Below are 18,426 nucleotides of genomic sequence, written 5' to 3' on the forward strand. Positions count from 1 at the left end.
TTGTCCAAATTTTCCAAAAAATATATCTATAGGCAGGAATTATAGGTGTTCGTAGTGAATAATAGAAACATGCTGGGAGTGTGTCCCGTTTGAGCTTATCTACGTAATATATTAACTGCAATAATCTATAGATAGGAGTGATGTGTATGGCAGAACCTATGGTTGAGGTCTTCATATTTGAGACCAGGCAGTTCCTGGAACAGCTGGAACAAATTGCTCTTGGCAGTGAAGAGCAGGGCGGTTTCAGCGAGGAAGACGTCAACGAAATCTTCCGTGCCATGCATACAATTAAAGGCTCAGCGGCCATGATGATGTTCGATCAGGTATCGACACTGGCCCATTCAGTAGAGGATATTTTCTTTTACATAAGAGAGCTTAAGCCGGCGAAAGTGGATGCCACTGCCATTACCGACATTGTGCTCAATGCCGTGGATTTCATGCGCATTGAAATGGACAAGCTGGATGCTGGTGGCACCCCAGATATGAGCTCTGAGGAGCTTCGTAATTATACCAAGGATTTTCTCAGGAATATGAAGCTGGATAACGGCCATGATCCTGATATCGATTTGCGTAAGGCAAAGAATGCCAAGAAAGCCGGAGAAGCAGGGGGAGATGCTGCAGCACCGGCTCCAGAGCCAGAAAAAAAGCAATACTACATCGGTGCAGCAAAGCCTGCGACACCTGCACCAGCGGCTACGGGAGCCACCAGCGGCGGACAGCATATATTTGAGGCAACTGTTTTCTTCCAGCAGGGCTGTGAAATGGAAGAGGTACGTGCCTTTGGCGTTGTAAATAGCTTGAAGGAAAAGGTTAAGGAGCTTCACTATCTGCCAGAAAAGATTCTGGAGGATGAATCAGCAACGGATACCATTCGTAATATGGGCTTTCGCCTTTTCTTTACAACGGAGATGAATTTTGATGAGGCAAAGGCAGAGCTGGATCAGACCATATTCCTTGATCGCCTGGAGATAAAGGAAGTGGCCAGTGTAGCTGAATTGGAGTATTGGCCTTCTCAGGAAACTATTGCTATCACAGCACTGGAAAATTCCGAGCCTATAAAGCCTGCCATGCCACCAGTACAGCGGGATTTGACACCTGCTGCCAGAAAGCCGGCTCCTGCCAAGGGCGGTGATGGGGCGCAGATGATTACGGTTCGTGTTGACAAGCTGGATAAGCTGATGGATCTGGTGGGTGAAATGGTCATAGCCGAAGCCATGGTTACCCAGAATCCGGATTTAAAGGGCATGGAGCTGGACAATTTTGCCAAGGCTGCCCGTCAGCTTCATAAGATTAACGGAGAGCTTCAGGACAGTGTAATGGCCCTTAGGATGGTTCCTTTGGAGGGCACCTTCAAGAAGATGAACCGTATTGTTCGTGATATGACCAAGAAGCTGGGGAAGAAGGCACGTCTGGTGCTGGTGGGAGAGTCCACAGAGGTGGACAAGAACATCAACGAGCATATTTCCGATCCCCTTATGCATATAGTCAGAAACTCTGTCGACCACGGTATTGAGATGCCAGAGGTGAGAGTGGAGGCGGGGAAGGAAGAAACGGGGACAGTTATCCTTTCCGCAGAAAATGCCGGTGGTGAGGTAGTTATTAAAATCAAGGACGACGGTGGCGGCCTTAACAAGGAGAAAATTCTTGATAGAGCCCGCAAAAACGGCATTCTTACAAAGCCGGAGTCAGAGCTTACAGATAGAGAAATTTATTCCTTTATATTCGCGCCGGGATTTTCCACCAAGGAAGCGGTTACAGAGTTTTCTGGCCGTGGTGTAGGTATGGACGTGGTGGTTTCCAACATAAAATCATTGGGTGGCAAGGTTATAGTGGACAGTGAGCCGGGACTTGGCAGCACCACCACAATTAAAATTCCGTTAACACTTGCTATTATTGAGGGTATGTCGGTTTCTGTTGGCGGTTCCCGTTTTACGATTCCAATAAATTATATCAGTCGATCCTTCCGTCCGGATGAGGGGGCCATTTTCAGGGATCCGGATGGTTCCGAAATGATAATGGTGCAGGGCACATGCTGCCCTGTGATAAGACTGTATGATATGTATGATATCCCTGATGCAATTCACGAGCCAACAGAGGGTATATTGCTGCTTCTGGAGGCTGGTGATGCCCGGTTCGGGGTGCTGGCAGATGAGCTGCTTGGGGTGCAGGAGATTGTGGTTAAGCCTGTTCCAAAGTACATCAGTCGCATGATGAAAACTACCGGCATCAGTGGATGTACCTTGCTGGGTGATGGCAGTATCAGCCTGATTATTGATCCGCAGCAGGTGCATAATATTATTTTTGACTAACCGGGAGGGATAATCGTGGAAGATGATAAGCTGTTAATGGAAGACGAGGATACCCAAAAGGATAAATACCTCACTTTTACTCTGGGAAATGAAGTTTATGGCATCGATATAAAGGTAGTTATTGAGATTATTGGTATTCAGAAGATTACCGTGGTGCCAGAAGTGCCGGAATACGTTAAGGGTATCATAAATCTCAGAGGAAAGATTATCCCGGTGGTGGATATGCATCTTAGATTTAAACGCCCGGGGAAGGAATATAGTGACAGAACCTGTGTTATTGTCATTGACGTTAATGATGTGTTGATTGGTCTTATTGTGGATGGGGTTTCCGAGGTGCTCACAATTCCGGAAAAGAATGTAGTACCGCCTCCAGAGCTGAAGGCATCCCAAAACAAGTATATCCGCAGCATTGGCAAAATCGGTGAGGGCGTGGTGTTGCTCCTTGACTGGATGAAGCTCTTTAGTGAGGATGATCAGAGTCTGTTTGATGATATGAGTGCAGAGGAAGCAAGCGAGGAGGCAACTTGATATGATGTTTTTCAAAAATCTCACAATAGGTGCTAAACTAATAACGTTGGTGGTTGTCCTTGAACTGATGATCGTTGCTGTATCCTGGCATGGTATTTCCAATACTGTGAGTACAGCTGAACAGTATAACAACGTTATTAAGATGGATTCCAAGGCGGCAGTATGTGCAAATTCTTTGGGAATGCATCTGAATGCTGCCCGCATTAATTATCTTATTACATTGGGTAAAACGGACAATAGCGCAATAGAGGCTTCCTATGCTACAATGAAACAGGCCCTTGCTGACTGTGACAAGGACATGGTTGAGTTGAGTGCCATGGCCGAAAGTCCTGAGGGAAAACAGAAAATGGCTGCCGTTCAGAAGGATTATGATGATTATAAGACTGTAACGGCTACTATTATAAAGAAAAAGCTGGATAATTCAGCAACCATTGATGAAGAAGCCCTGAACAGCGACATGATCAAGCAGTCAAAGCTTGCGGAGAAGCTGTATGCTGATATAAAGGCTATTGCTGATATGGGTGAAGGAGCTGCAGATCGGGAAGTGGCGCGAATTGCCGATGAAAATAGAAGTGGCATTTTTGCCAATATTGTGGTGGCTGCTATTCTGATAATTATTTCTCTGGCAGCAGGTGTTTATTTTTCCAGAGATTTGTCAGCCCGCCTGAAGGAGCTGGGGGCTGCCGCAGCGCGTATTGCCGATGGTGATCTGGTTACCGAGGTGAAGACAAGTACCGGTGATGAGCTGGGGGATGCAGCGGCCAGCTTCGAGATTATGCGTCAGCGGGTTCATGAATCCGTTTCGGATATCCATAATGTGGCAGATCAGGTGGCTGCAGGTGCCAAGAATGTTTCCGATGCCAGCATGGGACTTTCCCAGGGGGCTACTGAACAGGCGGCTTCTGTGGAGGAATTGTCTGCCTCCATCAGTGAGATTGCTTCCCAGACAGCCAGCAATGCTGAGAATGCTGAGCGGGCCAATGCTCTTACCCGTAATTGCCGCAGTCATGCCGAGCAGGGTAATGAGGATATGAAGGCTATGCTGGATGCCATGGAGGAAATCAATAATTCTTCCAACAATATTTCCAAGATTATCAAGGTTATTGATGAAATAGCCTTCCAAACAAATATTTTGGCTCTTAATGCTGCCGTTGAAGCTGCCCGGGCAGGTCAGCACGGCAAGGGCTTTGCCGTTGTGGCTGAAGAGGTTCGCAATTTGGCTGCCCGCAGTGCCAAGGCTGCCAAGGAAACCACTGATATGATTGAGGGCTCGATTGAAAAGGTTAATGTGGGCCGTACCATTGCCAACAAGACAGCCGAGGTCCTTGGTGCCATTGTGGGCAATGTGGCTGATGTGGCTGATATCGTAGAGGGTATTGCCAAGGCATCCAACGAACAAAAGCTGGCCATTGACCAGATAAATCAAGGCGTTAATCAGGTTTCTCAGGTGGTTCAGTCCAATTCTGCCACATCTGAGGAAGCTGCATCTGCCAGTCAGCAGCTCAGTGCCCAGGCTGACCGCATGAGAGAGAGGGTAAGACATTTCAAGCTCAGCTCATCTGTGGTAAACTTCAGGATTACAGATATGCCAAAGGCTGTACCTGTATACCCTGATAAGCCAGCCGAGACAGAGGTACAGAGCAGTGTCCAGAGAGCTGAAGTAAGGCCAATGGTTAAGCCGGCGGCTCCTGGCGTAAAGCCAAAGACTATTGCCCTTACAGATGACGAAGGCTTCGGAAAATACTAACTCATTGGATAATTTGGAGAAGACCACGATATGAACCAGTCCTTGTTTCAGCAGTTTGCGGCTTTGGTGACACAGAATTTTGGTATTCAGCTGCCACCGGAGAAAAAGGCCCTTTTGGAGAGCCGATTATTTAAACTGAAAAATGATAACATGGGCAGACCGGAGCTGGCCAGTGATGAGGCCTTTCTGAAATATATACGGGAGGATAAAACCAGCAAGGGACTGGCCATGCTGGCAGAGGCCATTACCACCCATCATACATTCTTCATGCGGGAGGCCGACCATTTCTCTTTCTACGAGAAGGAGGTTCTTCCTTATCTGGAGAAGTCTATTCGTGATGGTGATATGAGGACTTGGTGTGCCGCTTCTTCCACAGGAGAGGAGGCTTATACTCTGGCCATGATGCTGGAGGATCATTTCGGGTCCATGCCGGGCTGGGAGACTACCTTGTTGGCTACTGATTTATCAAAGGACGTGCTGGAAATCGGAAAGAACGGTGTTTATTCTGCCGAATCAGTGAAGACTCTGCCCGCTTTGTGGCAGAACAGTTATTTCCATCGCACTTTTGATGGCAAATATCAGGTGGTGGACAGGCTGCGACACAAGGTACTGTTTCGTCGGTTTAATCTCATGACGCCTGTTTTTCCTTTCAAAAGGCCTTTTCATGTAATCTTTTGCAGAAATGTTATGATATATTTTGATAATACAACAAGGGATAATCTGGTAAGGAAATTCGCTGAATTTTTGGAGCCGGGGGGATATCTCTTTATTGGTCATTCCGAAGTTATTGACAGACATAAAAGTGATTTTGATTATGTTATGCCATCAATTTATAGAAAGAAGGGAGCGTTCACATGAGTGACTTAAAAATTCTGATTGTGGATGATTCCCTGTTTTTTAGGGAAGCACTGGCAAGGGGCCTGGCATCAAATATTTCAGGCACCATAGAGGTGGAAAGAGCTGAAAATCCATTTGAGGCAAGGGACAAGATTTTGTCCTTTGACCCGGATGTTATGATACTTGATGTGGAAATGCCAAAGATGAACGGCATTGAATTTCTGCGGCGTCTTATTGTGCAATATGCACTGCCTACGGTGGTATTGAGCTCAAGGCCGGCTTATAAGAATCTTGCCTTGGAGGCGGGAGCCTTTTCCTTTATTGAAAAGCCTTCCATGACTCTGGGGAGCGGTGATTTTATGAAAAAGGTGGCTGAGGAGGTTTATCGCGCCAAAGCCCATGGGGATAGGCTAATTGCGGAAAGCAGGGAGGTTATTCCTCCATCCCCGGAGCCACCAAGACCTTCGGTTCAGCAAACTGCTGTTGCTGCTCCGCCACCACCAAAGCCACAGCCAGCGCAGTCATTTACTGCTGCTCCGCCATCATCGGTGCAGTCTGGAGCTAAGCCAGGGTCTTCATTCAAAAGCTATGGCAGTCATGAACAGGTTTCACAGCACCTTAGTAGGGTCGTATCCAATATGAACGCCATGAAGGCAATTGCCCAGCAGCTGAAAAGTGACAAGCCGGAGCCTCAATCGGTACCGCTTAGTTCACTTAAGACGCCTGTGCCACCAAGGAAGGTGGAGCTTATTGCCATCGGCGCTTCTACTGGAGGAACGGAGGCATTGTCCAAAATATTAAGGGATTTAAAGCCACCCCTTCCGCCTATAGTTATTGTACAGCACATTCCACCGATGTTTTCCAAGATGTTTTCTGACCGACTTAATAATGAGTGTGTCATTAATGTAAAGGAAGCAGAGGATGGGGACAGACTGGAGCCTAATTCTGCCTATGTTGCCCCAGGCAACAGGCAGATGCGGGTAAAGAATGTGGGAGGCTTGATGTCTTTGGATGTCAATCCGGGACCAAAATACGGTGGTCATTGTCCTGCAGTTAATGTTCTGTTCAAGTCCGTTGCCGAAAATGTTGGTGACAGGGCCATGGGAGTTATTCTCACCGGTATGGGTGAGGATGGTGCCGAATACATGGTGAAAATGCGCGAAGCGGGCTGTGTGACATTGGGGCAGGACGAGGCCAGCAGTGTGGTTTACGGTATGCCAAGGGTAGCCTTTGAAAAGGGTGCTGTTATGCAGCAGGTGCCATTAAACGGCATGGCCATGATGATAACAGCTGTAGCTAATTATAAGTAAGGAGGGAGACCATTATGGAAAAATCAGATATGGTAATCGATTATGGCTCTCTCCAGAATTTGCTTGGTGGTCTTGGTGACAGTGTGATTATGACTGATGTAAAAGGTATGATCATATTTATGAACAAGGCCGCGGAGGAGCTTTTTGAATACAGCTATAACAGCGATGAGCCTGTCAGCGTCAGCGATGTGATGAGACTGGAAAATGTCGACACCAGGGAAAAAATTATAAGCCCTGTTATTCGGGCAATGCGTTCTAAAAAGACCATGGGCCTTTCCAAAAATATCGGCTTTACCCGTTCAGATGGTGCAGTGTACTTGTCTGCTACCTGTTCACCAATTTTGGACAGCAATGGTGCTGTAAAGGGCTGTACGGCTATTGTTCGCGATGTTACCAGAATCCGTACTCTGGAGCGCAAGGTGGAAACGGACCATTATTATATGCGGTCTGTATTCGAGGCCGCCAAAATAGGTATTATTACACTTAATGTCCGGGGAGAAATCATGGACGTTAACGACCCTGCTCTGGAAACCCTCAATGAAGATTATATAGATATAATGGGAAAAAATTTCGGAGATGCCATTCATTGTATCAACAGCATCGAAAATGGCTGTGGTAAATCGGATAACTGCAAGTTTTGTGTTGTCCGCAATAACATTGAGTCGGCTATTTTGGATGACACGTTTACGGTGAATTTTGTGGTGGCTGTTCAGATTAAGGACGTCAAGGAGCCAGTATGGCTTCAGATGTTTATTACCCAGCTATGGAACGGCAAACAAAAGCAGATAGTGCTTACAATGCTGAATATTTCCAAGCGGAAGCAGAAGGAGCACGAGCTTCAGGAGGCCCGCCGACACGCGGAGGTGGCCAGCACTACCAAAACTCAATTCCTGGCCAATATGAGCCATGAGATCCGAACTCCGATAAATGGTATGTCCGGTATGATAGATCTTACCCTAAAGACATCTCTCACTGATGAGCAGCGGGAGAATCTTACTGCCGCCAAGCAATGCTCCGAGGATCTTTTGAGGATTATCAACGATATTCTGGATTATGCCAAATTGGAAAATGGCAGGATGCGTCTGGAAAATATTGATTTGGATTTGCACGAGCTTCTTGACAGGGTAAGTAATCTCCATGGGCAGACAGCAGAAAATAAGGGACTTACCTTTACCCGACCAAATATTGCTGGCTTGCCGAGATTTGTCAGGGGAGATCCTCTCCGCATACGGCAGATACTCCATAATTTGCTTACCAACGCCTTGAAGTTTACCATGGAAGGCGGCATTACACTGGGGGCCTATGTTTATGACAGAGGGCAACAGCCATATTTGGAATTTTATGTTGAGGATACGGGCATTGGCATGACCATGGAGGAACAGGCTAAGCTGTTTAAGCCTTTCAGCCAGGTGGATGGTTCCACTACACGCCGGTTTGGTGGTACTGGCCTGGGGCTGATGATAGTAAAGGAGCTCGTGTCCAGTATGGGAGGCGAAATCGGTGTCAGCTCAAGACAAAACAACGGAAGCCGGTTTACGGTGCTAATTCCGCTGGTATTGGCTGAAAAGGCTGATATTGAGTTAAAAAATCAAACAGTGTTTATGAATCCTTATTCACCATCAACGACCAAGGACGGTAAGGAAAATGAAGAAGAAGCTTTACTGCCGGGGCTGGGCGATGATGATGAAGACGATATCAGCGAGCTTCTTAAATACTGTGAAGATAAATTGAATGACTAGGGGGGTATATATATGAGGATATTAATTGCGGAAGATGACAGAATCAGTCGTTCTTTTTTACAGAAATTCATGGTTACCTATGGTGAGGTTGAAGTTGCCGTGGACGGTATGGATGCCATTGACATTTACATGGATGCTATCAAGGAGGGCAAGCCTTTTGATCTTCTTTGCCTGGATATTATGATGCCAAAGGTAGATGGCCTTAAGGTGCTGAAGGTAATTCGTCAGCTGGAAAATCAGAATGAAAAGGCTTCTGACAAGAAAATCAAGATTATAATGATGACAGCCCTGGCTGATATCGGCTATGTGGATGAAGCCTTCCGTCTTGGCTGTGATGCGTATGCTTCCAAGCCTGTAGATACTGAAAAGGTGGAGGAAGCCATGAGAAATCTGGGACTTATTACAGACGAAAAAAGTGAGTAAGTAAGTCTGAGCAAGTTTTATGTTGGGAGTTTGTAAGTTTATGCGTATTGTGACCGTTGAATTAGGAGAAAATAGCTACGAAATTTATATAGGTAATGATTTACATTCAGAGCTTGTGGAGTTTTGCAAAAAAAGCAGCTTTTCCCGTCTGGGGTTAATTATTACCGATACCAATGTAGGTCCGATTTATGGCGGGAAATTAAAGGATATGCTGGCTGAAGGCGGTCTGGAAGCTGAAATATACGAGATTCCTGCTGGTGAAAGCTCCAAATCCTTAAAGCAATTTGAGGCAATTATGACCCGTTGTATAGAGCTGGGCCTTGACAGAAAATCTCCTATATTTGCCCTGGGTGGCGGTGTGGTAGGTGATTTGGCAGGCTTTGCAGCAGCCTCATATATGCGGGGGGTCCCATTTGTACAGGTTCCTACCAGTCTTTTGGCGCAGGTGGATTCCAGCGTAGGGGGCAAGGTCGCCGTTAATCACCCGTTGGGCAAGAACCTCATTGGTGCCTTTTATCAGCCAAAGGCGGTATTTATGGACCTTGACTGGCTCAGGACTCTTCCAAAGCGGGAGATTTATACCGGCCTTGGAGAAATCATTAAATATGGAATTATATATGATAGGGGATTTTTTAAATACCTCAAAGAAAATACCAATGATATCCTCAATTTAAAGGATGAGGAGACAGCTTATATGATTGCCCGTTCCTGTGAAATTAAGGCAGCGGTGGTAAGCGAGGATGAAAAGGAATCTGGTCTGCGGGCTATTTTAAATTTCGGCCACACCATGGCCCATGCCATTGAAAAGAATACTGGCTACACCCGTTATAATCATGGTGAGGCAGTGGCTATCGGCATGGTTTGTGCGGCTCATATTAGCAGAGCCATGGGGCTTGTAGATGAGGAAGCCTTTGCTGAAGTAGAAAATTTAATTAGAATAATGCAGCTTCCGGTTAGAGCCCAGGGCTGTGACATAGATACATTATATGAAGCCATTTTCCACGATAAAAAAACTGTTAACGGTCAAGTTAAATGGGTTTTGATGGATGGGGAAATCGGCAAAGTCAGAATTTCCAAAGAGGTTTCTGAGGAAGATGTGAAAAATGCCATGAAGTATTGTTTGGCATAAAAAAGTGTTATAACGCCATTGTTCAAATTTTTCTTCTTTAGAAGAAAAATCTTCCAATTAGCGTTTCAACGAGCTGGGAGATATGCTCACCAGCAGTTGTAGTTTGTTTTCCCCCACCTAAAGAGGAAGGGGAAATTTTAAAGCTCGTTATTTTTTCCTTGCTTTTTGAAAAATAACATGATATTATATTCGGGTATCTGAGTGGTCCTCTGGACAAGGCTATATTAGAATTCAACACTTGCCAAGAACACTTGAATAGAGGAGGATATACAATGAACATTATTCAGGAATTAGAGAAAGAACAGCTCAGAAATGACATCCCAGCATTCCAGCAGGGTGACACTGTACGTTGCCATGTAAAGGTTGTCGAGGGTTCCCGTGAGCGTATCCAGGTATTCGAGGGCGTTGTTATTGCACGTTCCGGTTCTGGCGTTCGTGAGACTTTCACCGTTCGTCGTATCGCTAGCGGTGTTGGTGTAGAGCGTACATTCCCAGTACACTCCCCAAGACTCGATAAGATCGAAGTTAAGCGTCGCGGTGTTGTTCGTCGCGCTAAGCTGTACTATCTCCGTAACCTCACTGGTAAGGCTGCTCGTATCCGCGAGAAGCGCTAATGCAAGAATTAAAAAGGGACTGTTTTTTCAGTCCCTTTTTTTCTTCTCCCAGTAGAGAACTAATGAGAGGTGATTTATCATGGGTCAGTTGGGTACTGAAATTAGAGATTGGGTTATTTCCATAGCTGTTGCCGTGGCATTGGCTATGTTTATTCGTACATTTGTGGTGGAATTGTATCTTGTGGATGGTCCGTCAATGATGCCAACTCTGGAGCATCAGCAGCGCCTTGTAGTAAATAAATTCATTTACAAGATGCGTGCTCCTGAGCGTGGTGAGATACTTATATTCCAATATCCTAGAGATAAAAGCCGTGACTTTATCAAGCGTGTTATTGCTGTTCCTGGCGATACCATTGAGATTAAGGATCACAATGTTTATGTAAACGGTGAGCTGCAGAATGAGGATTACATTCTGGCTAAGAGCCGTATGGATTATCCTAAGACTACTATCCCAGAGGGACATGTCTTTGTTATGGGAGATAATCGTAACAATTCCGAGGATAGTCGCTTCCCAGATGTGGGCTTTGTGCCATACGAGCTATTGAAGGGGAAGGCAATGCTGGTATTCTGGCCGTTATCCGCTTGGAAAACACTGCCTTAATGGGGAATTTTATACGGGATTGATACACCAGGCTTTCCCTGGTGTATTTTTTATTAAACTTGAATTTAGGACTATAAGACTAGATTATATTGTGTTAATTAACAATGATTTTTGATAAAATATCGTTGTCGATAAAAGACTAATATACATGTGTACATATCTGTGGAGGGAAAAGGGTATGCATGATGCACAGGAGATGCGTCAACTCTTTGTAAAGAGAATTCTGGGGAGCTGTTATAATAAGGTCGTACATGTTAATTTGCGAAAAGATAGTTTTCATATTATAAAGCTTGATGATTTTGAGCGTGAATATACGACAATTGACCTAAAAAAAGCAACATTAAGTGAATGGTTTAATGATTTCGTAAACAGTGGAATGTGTCACGAAAGCGTTCGCCAGCGATTCGTGGATTTTGCCAATCCTTCTAATTTAAAAAAGCTTTGTAAAAGATGTGAAAATGGCTCGGTGCAGATTGTTTACCTTCGCCTGATTGGCAGGGAGGGAAATTATCAGCCAGCTATTATGGAATTCTTCCCTGATGCGGATGATCTTTTTTCAGGGTTTGTTACAGTGCGTTCTTTTGTAGCCAATTCTTCCATTGGTCAGAGCAATACTCTGGAGCCAATAGAGGAGAGGATGAATGCTGATGATTCCCAAATTGATCGTCTGACAGGTCTTTTGAACCGTCGCGCTTTTTGTGAAAAGGCTGACCAGATTATGGCGGCCAATCCAGACAAAAAATACGATATTGTAGTGTCTGACGTGGTGGACTTTAAGCTGGTTAATGAGCATTTTGGCTATGAGACTGGTGATAAGATTATTACTGAGATAAGTGAGTGGTTGCAGTGCAGTACAGGAAGTGATTTCCTTATTGGACGTTATGGTGGAGATCAGTTTGTAACCCTTATGGAGCATACAGGTATTCTTACTGATGATTTTATTCGCTATGTTCACCAGTCTGCCAGGGAAGTTATTTCCATGAAGGATTTGGTTTTCCGGTTGGGTATTTATGAAAATATTGACAGCTCCATTTCAGCTGCCATTGCCTGTGACCGTGCTATTATGGCCCTTCAGCCTATTAAGCATAAGTATGGTAAGCTCTACGCTTTCTATGAGGATAAGATGCTGGAGGAGCTGGAGCGTTATCGTCGTATGGAAAATGATATGCGTGAGTCTCTCCGTACAGGTGAATTTTATCTGGTTTTCCAGCCTAAGCATAATGCCTTTACTGGGGAGCTGGAAGGAGCAGAAACTCTTCTTCGCTGGAATCATTCAGAGCTCGGAAACCTTTATCCATCTGAGTTTATTCCAATTATGGAGGACAGCGGTTTTATTGTGGAAGTAGATATGTATGTGTGGGAGGAGACCTGCAAGTGCATCAAGCGTTGGGAAGCTCTGGGCATACAGCCTTTCCCTATATCGGTAAATTTTTCCCGACTGAATTTCCGCCAGCCTGATTTTGTCAAAAAAATATTAAGCATAACTGATAAATACAGAGTAGATCGTTCCCTGCTACATCTGGAGGTTACGGAAAATATATTCGAATCAAGGCTCATGGAGATGCGACATATTCTGCAACAGTGCCAGGATTCTGGCTTTAAGATTGAGCTTGACGATTTTGGCTCCGGCTACTCGTCACTTAATATTTTAGGTGATTTACCACTTGATATTATTAAGTTGGACAAGTCATTTATGAATGAAATCAGTGACAAGAAACGTAGCAGTATCCTTCATGGTTGTATCAATCTTGCCAACAGTCTTGATTTAAATACCGTGGTTGAGGGAGTTGAATCTAAGGAACAGGTGGATGTTATCAGAAAATATGGTGCTGATATGATTCAGGGATATTATTTCTCAGAGCCCATGAAAGAGGAGAATTTTGTAAAATATATATTGGATAACGGATACTGCTCCAATATTTAACTAACAGTACATTGGTTAAATTTGGAATTTTTAGACATATTGAGCCCTATGCTGCTGGTTATTAAATATCAACACGGCATAGGGTTTTCTTATACACATTTAATGAAGATAATATCTATATATGGTATAATGTTTGACGTGTTAAAATGTTTTTTTCAGAGGAGGTATTTTTATGCTGAATAAGAAGCTTTACACCTTGATGCTGTGCTTTATGCTGTGTCTGGGGATTGCAGCTATGGCCAGTGCTGCTCCGGGCGGACAGTATGCCGAGCCTTCTGTTATTTCTGTAAGTGGTCAAGGAAAGGTTGTCACCAGCCCAGATGTGGTAGATATTCGTATAGGTATTGAAACTACAGCCCGGGATGCCAAGGCAGCTCAAATGGAAAACGGCAATAAAATGTCCTCTGTACTGGCAGCTATAAAGGAGTTGGGGGTAAAGGAAAGTGATATTAAGACAGCCTTTTTTGACTTAACTCCAATATATAATTATCCTGAGGGAAAACCTGCTGAGATGGTAGGCTGTACCGCCACCAACTATATAGCAGTACGGGTAGATGAGGTGGTTAAGGCAGGCAATGTTATTGAAGCAGCGTTAAATAATGGTGCCAATCGCATTGATAGCCTCAGCTTTGATGTGAAGGAGCCTGAGTCCCTGCGCCGGGCAGCCTTAAAGGATGCTGTAAGGGATGCCAGAAACAAGGCTGATATTCTTGCTGGAGCCCTTGGGGTGCGTATTACCGGTATTAAGCTGGTAACGGAAAATGTCGGTTCTGTTACTTCCAGAGATAATACCAGACTGGGAAAAAATGCTATGGATATGGTGGCCATCAGTGCAATGGTTGCTCCTTTGGAGGCAGGTACCATAGATGTCAGCGCCACTGTTCATGTAGATTATATTGTAGAATAAATAATGATTTGGGAGTTTTTTGATGAAAAAGCCACGTTTAGAGGCCATAGAATTTATTCGGGGTATCTCCATGCTGGGAGTTATCGGTATCCATATTGGCTCAGCTTATTTGGGACAGCACCTGACACCGGAAGCACCGGGCAATGCCCATTTGGTGGCATTGCTGGAAATATTTACCAGATTCAGTGTACCTATTTTCTTCTTTATTTCTGCCTTTGGGCTGTTTTATAACATGGACATTACCAAGCCTTTTGTATATAAGGACTTCTTAAAGCGCCGCTACAAGGCTGTGGTGGTACCTTATGTGGTATGGTCCCTGTTTTATATCCTTCATTACTGTGTTTTGTGGAAGGATTACAGCCCGCTAAAGCCAATTACAATTCTGTATGATTTGTTTTTTGGCCTTGCCAATTATCAGCTGTATTTCATGGTTCTACTGATCTGGTTCTATTTGCTGATGCCTCTTTGGGTGTGGGCAGTTAAGCGGTTGAATATCTCGAAGCTGGCTTTACTGCTGGTATTCCAGATAGCCGTTAACTATTATCTGTGCTTTATGTGGAATGCCTGGGCTGTTGATAATCCTTATCTTAAGCCATTTGCCATGTACCACCTGAATTATTGGGTGATTCATTATGTCTTTATATTCCTTTTGGGTGGATATCTGGCAGTAAATATGGATAAATTCATGGGCTTTATGGTTAAGTACCGCAGCTCTATTGTGGCCTTTTTCTGGCTGACATTGGCGGCTCATTTAAGCTACTATTATTATTTGCTGTACAGCAAGGGCTATACCCCATTGGAGGGCGTAAATACAGCCCATCAGCTTTGTCCAACGGGAATAATTTATACTTTGGGAGCCTGCCTGTTTTTCTTTACGATTTTCACCATCTGGAAATTGCCGGATAAATTAAAGCCTGTGCTTTCCCTTTTGGGCAAGCATTCCTATTTTATGTATCTGGCCCATCCTGTGGCTATCACCTATATTTCACTATTTTATGAGAAAATTAATCTCAAGATTAACGCGGTGCCTGCCATAATCATGTATTTTGGAGTGGTTCTGGTGACCTTGGTGGTGGCTGTTGTTATGCGCCGGCTTGGTGATATTTTACCATTTATTAATAAGGGAACTATTGGGGTATATCCAAAGAAAACAATGTGACACATGGCTCCCTGCGGGGAGCCTTTTATGTGGGGATTTTGAGGTAGAAATTTATGGAGAATTCATATATTATAATAGTGCTTTTGGTTATTATTATTGCTATGTTGGCAGTATTAATTATGAAAAAGCCTGATAATTCCAGGGCTGAACAGGTATTGTGGAATATGCAGAAGGCTCTTGGAGATGGCCAGCAGATGACCAAGGATGACATTTGCCGCAATATTATGCAGATGGACAATGCCAACAGCCAAAGCCTGAAGGAAATAAAGGATAGTGTGAATCAAGGGCTGGTATCGGTTCGTCATGAAACGGAAAAGGGTATTGCTGAGCTGCGAGGAGAGCTGGATAAAAATCTAAAGGAAATAAAAGGGGCAGTGGATGAGCAGCTACAGACCGCTTTGGAAAAGCGCATTACGGCTTCCTTTAAGGCTGTAAGTTCCCAGCTGGAGCAGGTGTATAAGGGGCTGGGGGAAATGCAGGCTCTGGCCAATGATGTAGGTAGTCTGAAGCAGGTTCTCAGTGGAGTGAAAACCCGTGGCGTGCTGGGAGAGTACCAGCTGAAAAATATTCTGGTGGATATTTTAACAGCTGATCAGTTTGATGAAAATGTGGAGACGGTACCTGAAAGTGGGAAACGTGTAGAATTTGCTATTAAGATGCCGGGGATGGATGGGGATACGATATATCTTCCAATTGATGCAAAGTTTCCCATGGATTCCTACAACCATTTGCTGGATGCGCAAGCCTCCGGCGATAAGGCGCTTATTGAACAGGCACAGCGGGAGCTGGAAAAACGTTTGGACAGTGAGGCCAAGGATATTGCAACCAAATATCTGAAGCCACCTTATACTACCAGCTTTGCCATTATGTTCCTGCCAACAGAGGGGCTGTATGCTCATGCAGTGGATAGCGGTATGGTGGAGGGACTTCAGCATAAATACAAGGTTAATATTGCTGGTCCTAGCACTATGGCGGCCCTGCTGAACAGCCTGCAGATGGGCTTTAGGACCTTGGCAATTCAGAAGCGTTCCAACGAGGTATGGAAAACACTGGGAGAGGTCAAAAGCGAGCTAATAAAATATAATGAGGCCATGGAGGCTATTTACAAGCAGTTTGGACAGGTTAGCAATAAATTTGAGGCTCTTGTTAACACCCGTACTAACGTGCTTATGCGAAAATTCCGTGATGTGGAAGCATTGCCGGAGCAGGAGGATTAATACTATATGTACGATTTATTAGTAAATCTGGCCATAGTGCCTGGATTGGCATTCTTGTACTATATTTATACTCTGGATAAGATAGAGAAGGAACCACCGGAGCTTCTAATGAAGCTCGTTGGCTTTGGTGCTATTTGCTGTTTTCCTGCTGTATTATTGGAGTTTATTGCAGGAGGTATATTAGACCAGTTTCTTTATTCCGGTACTGTAGAGTATGCCTTTTTCGAAGCTCTGCTGGGGGTGGCCCTTATGGAGGAGGGCTGCAAGCTATTTGTACTGAAAAAATTGACATGGACCCATCCAAAGTTTAACTATCGGTTTGATGCTATTTTATATTCTGTATGTGTCAGCATGGGCTTTGCTATTTTGGAAAATATTATGTATGTGCTGGATGGGGGCATTGAAACTGCCGTTGGACGTGCTTTTACATCTATTCCGGGGCACGGAGTATTTGCCATATTCATGGGTATTTACTATGGGCAGGCCAAGGAATATCTTCATCGCATGGATAGGAAGGTAAAGGACAGGAGCCTGAAGCTGGCCCTGTTTATTCCAACAGTGTTGCATGGTTTCTACGATTTCTGCCTGCTTACTGAGGATGATATGATGGTAGTGGTGTTCTTTATCTTTATTTTGGCCCTGTATGCCCATGCTTTTTTCAAGGTTAGAAAGATGTCCCGGGAAGACCATCGGATTTATTATTAATATATATAAATGGCAGGTAACTGTTGTATAGTGCAGTTACCTGCCATTTTTTGTAAAAATAGGTTATTGTGTACATATAGGTTGAGATGTTATACTTTAACTGTAGGTAATTATAATTACCTACAGTTAAAATAACTACCTACTCGAAATATATCACCATTACTACATTACATACACACTAGGAGATCTCACCATGATAACTGAAGCAGAATTCATCCAAAACATAGAGCAATATATCATTCCCTGTATTGCCAAAGGAAATCCCAGCCCTGATACACTGGAATCCTATATGAAGCATATACGAATTTTTTTAAAATGGTGCCATAAAAATAACCGCCAGCCCTTGAAAATGACAGAGCAGCAAATTAGGATTTATTATCAGGAATTGCTGGACAAGGGCTACAAGCCTTTGACCATTCATATAAAGATCTCAGCCCTAAAGGCTCTTTATCGTGCTGCCATTTATCAACACCTCATATTTGATAATCCATGCAGCAGCATACAAACCCAGGGTGGAAATCCGCCAACCCTGCGTTACTATCTGGATATGAACCAGCTGCAGGTGGTATGTAATGCCTATAATGATGAACCGGATGACTTTGTACGAAATCGTAACACATTAATATTATATCTTTTCAGCGTAGAGGGACTGCGCCCTGTTGATATATTCAGGCTTAACATGCAGAACATAAATTGGGAAAATTATACAATCGAAATTAGCGCATCTGATGTTAGTGATGTGACCCAGACGCAGCAAATTTATCCCTGCCAGGAAACCATAAATGTACTTGTGGACTATATCAACAGTATTCCCGGGCCAATCATTGATGAGCTAATTGGCAAGCTGGCGCCCTTAATTATTTCCAATTCCAAAAATAATTTTGCCGGCAGGCTTTCCAGAAACGGAATGCGACTTATCATAAATAATGCGCTTGATAAGGCCGGATTAAAGGTTTCCGGAGCTTCAGCCAACCTTTTACGAAATAGCTGCGGAACAAATCTTTTTAAAGCCACCAATGATATTAAGCTGGTGCAGCAAACCCTCAGACAGCAAAACATTATTTCCGCTATGAAATTTATGGAGGACAACCCAACACTTAGCAAACGGGCAACCAATATTATAGCCCCAAAACGAAGTAAATGAGCCATATATACCCACAAAATATATTGCAAAAATTTTACTTCCGATAAATTTTAGTTATCGGAAGTAAAAATCAAAATAATAGCCTACTCCACAATGCAGGAAAAACATATATCAAGGTCGAATAATCACAAGA

Annotated in this window: 16 protein-coding genes; all 16 read left to right on the forward strand. The window is 44.1% G+C overall.

Features of this window, described 5'->3' with window-relative positions:
- Positions 1–146 precede the first annotated feature (146 nt).
- The gene (locus B6K08_RS05320; RefSeq protein WP_039208841.1) at positions 147–2,309 is read left to right on the forward strand and encodes a chemotaxis protein CheA; all 2,163 of its coding nucleotides are present in this window, start codon (positions 147–149) and stop codon (positions 2,307–2,309) included.
- A gap of 15 nt (positions 2,310–2,324) precedes the next feature.
- On the forward strand, positions 2,325–2,837 hold the full coding sequence (locus tag B6K08_RS05325; RefSeq protein ID WP_051555352.1) for a chemotaxis protein CheW: 513 nt from the start codon (positions 2,325–2,327) through the stop codon (positions 2,835–2,837).
- 1 nt (position 2,838) lies between these two features.
- On the forward strand, positions 2,839–4,584 hold the full coding sequence (locus B6K08_RS05330; protein WP_080325587.1) for a methyl-accepting chemotaxis protein: 1,746 nt from the start codon (positions 2,839–2,841) through the stop codon (positions 4,582–4,584).
- Between the two features lie 30 nt (positions 4,585–4,614).
- A complete protein-coding gene (locus tag B6K08_RS05335; RefSeq protein ID WP_039208218.1) occupies positions 4,615–5,442 on the forward strand; it encodes a CheR family methyltransferase in 828 nt (275 codons plus the stop codon).
- Positions 5,439–6,731, forward strand: a complete 1,293-nt coding sequence (cheB, locus tag B6K08_RS05340; RefSeq protein ID WP_072033462.1) for a chemotaxis-specific protein-glutamate methyltransferase CheB — start codon at positions 5,439–5,441, stop codon at positions 6,729–6,731. Before B6K08_RS05335 ends, cheB begins: the two co-directional genes overlap by 4 nt.
- Before the next feature lie 14 nt (positions 6,732–6,745).
- Positions 6,746–8,470, forward strand: coding sequence for a PAS domain-containing sensor histidine kinase (locus B6K08_RS05345; RefSeq protein WP_039208222.1), 1,725 nt, complete (start codon positions 6,746–6,748; stop codon positions 8,468–8,470).
- Positions 8,471–8,482: 12 nt separating this feature from the next.
- On the forward strand, positions 8,483–8,893 hold the full coding sequence (locus tag B6K08_RS05350) for a response regulator (RefSeq protein WP_039208224.1): 411 nt from the start codon (positions 8,483–8,485) through the stop codon (positions 8,891–8,893).
- A 40-nt stretch (positions 8,894–8,933) separates the two neighbouring features.
- On the forward strand, positions 8,934–10,022 hold the full coding sequence (aroB, locus tag B6K08_RS05355; RefSeq protein ID WP_039208226.1) for a 3-dehydroquinate synthase: 1,089 nt from the start codon (positions 8,934–8,936) through the stop codon (positions 10,020–10,022).
- A gap of 272 nt (positions 10,023–10,294) precedes the next feature.
- Entirely contained in the window at positions 10,295–10,636 is a 342-nt protein-coding gene (gene rplS / locus B6K08_RS05360) for a 50S ribosomal protein L19 (protein ID WP_027396532.1), read from the forward strand.
- Between the two features lie 79 nt (positions 10,637–10,715).
- On the forward strand, positions 10,716–11,237 hold the full coding sequence (gene lepB, locus B6K08_RS05365) for a signal peptidase I (protein ID WP_027396533.1): 522 nt from the start codon (positions 10,716–10,718) through the stop codon (positions 11,235–11,237).
- A 178-nt stretch (positions 11,238–11,415) separates the two neighbouring features.
- Positions 11,416–13,161: a putative bifunctional diguanylate cyclase/phosphodiesterase gene (locus B6K08_RS05370; protein ID WP_039208229.1), complete on the forward strand. Its 1,746-nt coding sequence runs from the start codon at positions 11,416–11,418 to the stop codon at positions 13,159–13,161.
- Positions 13,162–13,333: 172 nt separating this feature from the next.
- The gene (locus B6K08_RS05375) at positions 13,334–14,068 is read left to right on the forward strand and encodes an SIMPL domain-containing protein (protein WP_080325589.1); all 735 of its coding nucleotides are present in this window, start codon (positions 13,334–13,336) and stop codon (positions 14,066–14,068) included.
- A 22-nt stretch (positions 14,069–14,090) separates the two neighbouring features.
- Positions 14,091–15,227: an acyltransferase gene (locus B6K08_RS05380; protein ID WP_039206138.1), complete on the forward strand. Its 1,137-nt coding sequence runs from the start codon at positions 14,091–14,093 to the stop codon at positions 15,225–15,227.
- A 53-nt stretch (positions 15,228–15,280) separates the two neighbouring features.
- On the forward strand, positions 15,281–16,444 hold the full coding sequence (locus B6K08_RS05385) for a DNA recombination protein RmuC (RefSeq protein WP_039206137.1): 1,164 nt from the start codon (positions 15,281–15,283) through the stop codon (positions 16,442–16,444).
- Positions 16,445–16,450: 6 nt separating this feature from the next.
- Positions 16,451–17,149, forward strand: a complete 699-nt coding sequence (locus B6K08_RS05390) for a PrsW family intramembrane metalloprotease (RefSeq protein ID WP_039206136.1) — start codon at positions 16,451–16,453, stop codon at positions 17,147–17,149.
- A gap of 193 nt (positions 17,150–17,342) precedes the next feature.
- Positions 17,343–18,293, forward strand: a complete 951-nt coding sequence (locus tag B6K08_RS05395; protein WP_080325590.1) for a tyrosine-type recombinase/integrase — start codon at positions 17,343–17,345, stop codon at positions 18,291–18,293.
- Positions 18,294–18,426 lie beyond the last annotated feature (133 nt).

This window comes from Anaerovibrio lipolyticus DSM 3074, assembly GCF_900141865.1.
GTDB classification, from domain to species: Bacteria; Bacillota; Negativicutes; order Selenomonadales; family Selenomonadaceae; genus Anaerovibrio; species Anaerovibrio lipolyticus.

Bases quoted from the DNA above. Each gene is read 5' to 3' on its own strand.
- B6K08_RS05380 (WP_039206138.1), top strand. From the start codon at position 14,091: ATGAAAAAGCCACGTTTAGAGGCCATAGAATTTATTCGGGGTATCTCC.
- rplS (WP_027396532.1), top strand. From the start codon at position 10,295: ATGAACATTATTCAGGAATTAGAGAAAGAACAGCTCAGAAATGACATC.
- B6K08_RS05345 (WP_039208222.1), top strand. From the start codon at position 6,746: ATGGAAAAATCAGATATGGTAATCGATTATGGCTCTCTCCAGAATTTG.
- B6K08_RS05390 (WP_039206136.1), top strand. From the start codon at position 16,451: ATGTACGATTTATTAGTAAATCTGGCCATAGTGCCTGGATTGGCATTC.
- cheB (WP_072033462.1), top strand. From the start codon at position 5,439: ATGAGTGACTTAAAAATTCTGATTGTGGATGATTCCCTGTTTTTTAGG.
- lepB (WP_027396533.1), top strand. From the start codon at position 10,716: ATGGGTCAGTTGGGTACTGAAATTAGAGATTGGGTTATTTCCATAGCT.
- B6K08_RS05375 (WP_080325589.1), top strand. From the start codon at position 13,334: ATGCTGAATAAGAAGCTTTACACCTTGATGCTGTGCTTTATGCTGTGT.
- B6K08_RS05320 (WP_039208841.1), top strand. From the start codon at position 147: ATGGCAGAACCTATGGTTGAGGTCTTCATATTTGAGACCAGGCAGTTC.
- B6K08_RS05395 (WP_080325590.1), top strand. From the start codon at position 17,343: ATGATAACTGAAGCAGAATTCATCCAAAACATAGAGCAATATATCATT.
- aroB (WP_039208226.1), top strand. From the start codon at position 8,934: ATGCGTATTGTGACCGTTGAATTAGGAGAAAATAGCTACGAAATTTAT.
- B6K08_RS05335 (WP_039208218.1), top strand. From the start codon at position 4,615: ATGAACCAGTCCTTGTTTCAGCAGTTTGCGGCTTTGGTGACACAGAAT.
- B6K08_RS05370 (WP_039208229.1), top strand. From the start codon at position 11,416: ATGCATGATGCACAGGAGATGCGTCAACTCTTTGTAAAGAGAATTCTG.
- B6K08_RS05330 (WP_080325587.1), top strand. From the start codon at position 2,839: ATGATGTTTTTCAAAAATCTCACAATAGGTGCTAAACTAATAACGTTG.
- B6K08_RS05350 (WP_039208224.1), top strand. From the start codon at position 8,483: ATGAGGATATTAATTGCGGAAGATGACAGAATCAGTCGTTCTTTTTTA.
- B6K08_RS05385 (WP_039206137.1), top strand. From the start codon at position 15,281: ATGGAGAATTCATATATTATAATAGTGCTTTTGGTTATTATTATTGCT.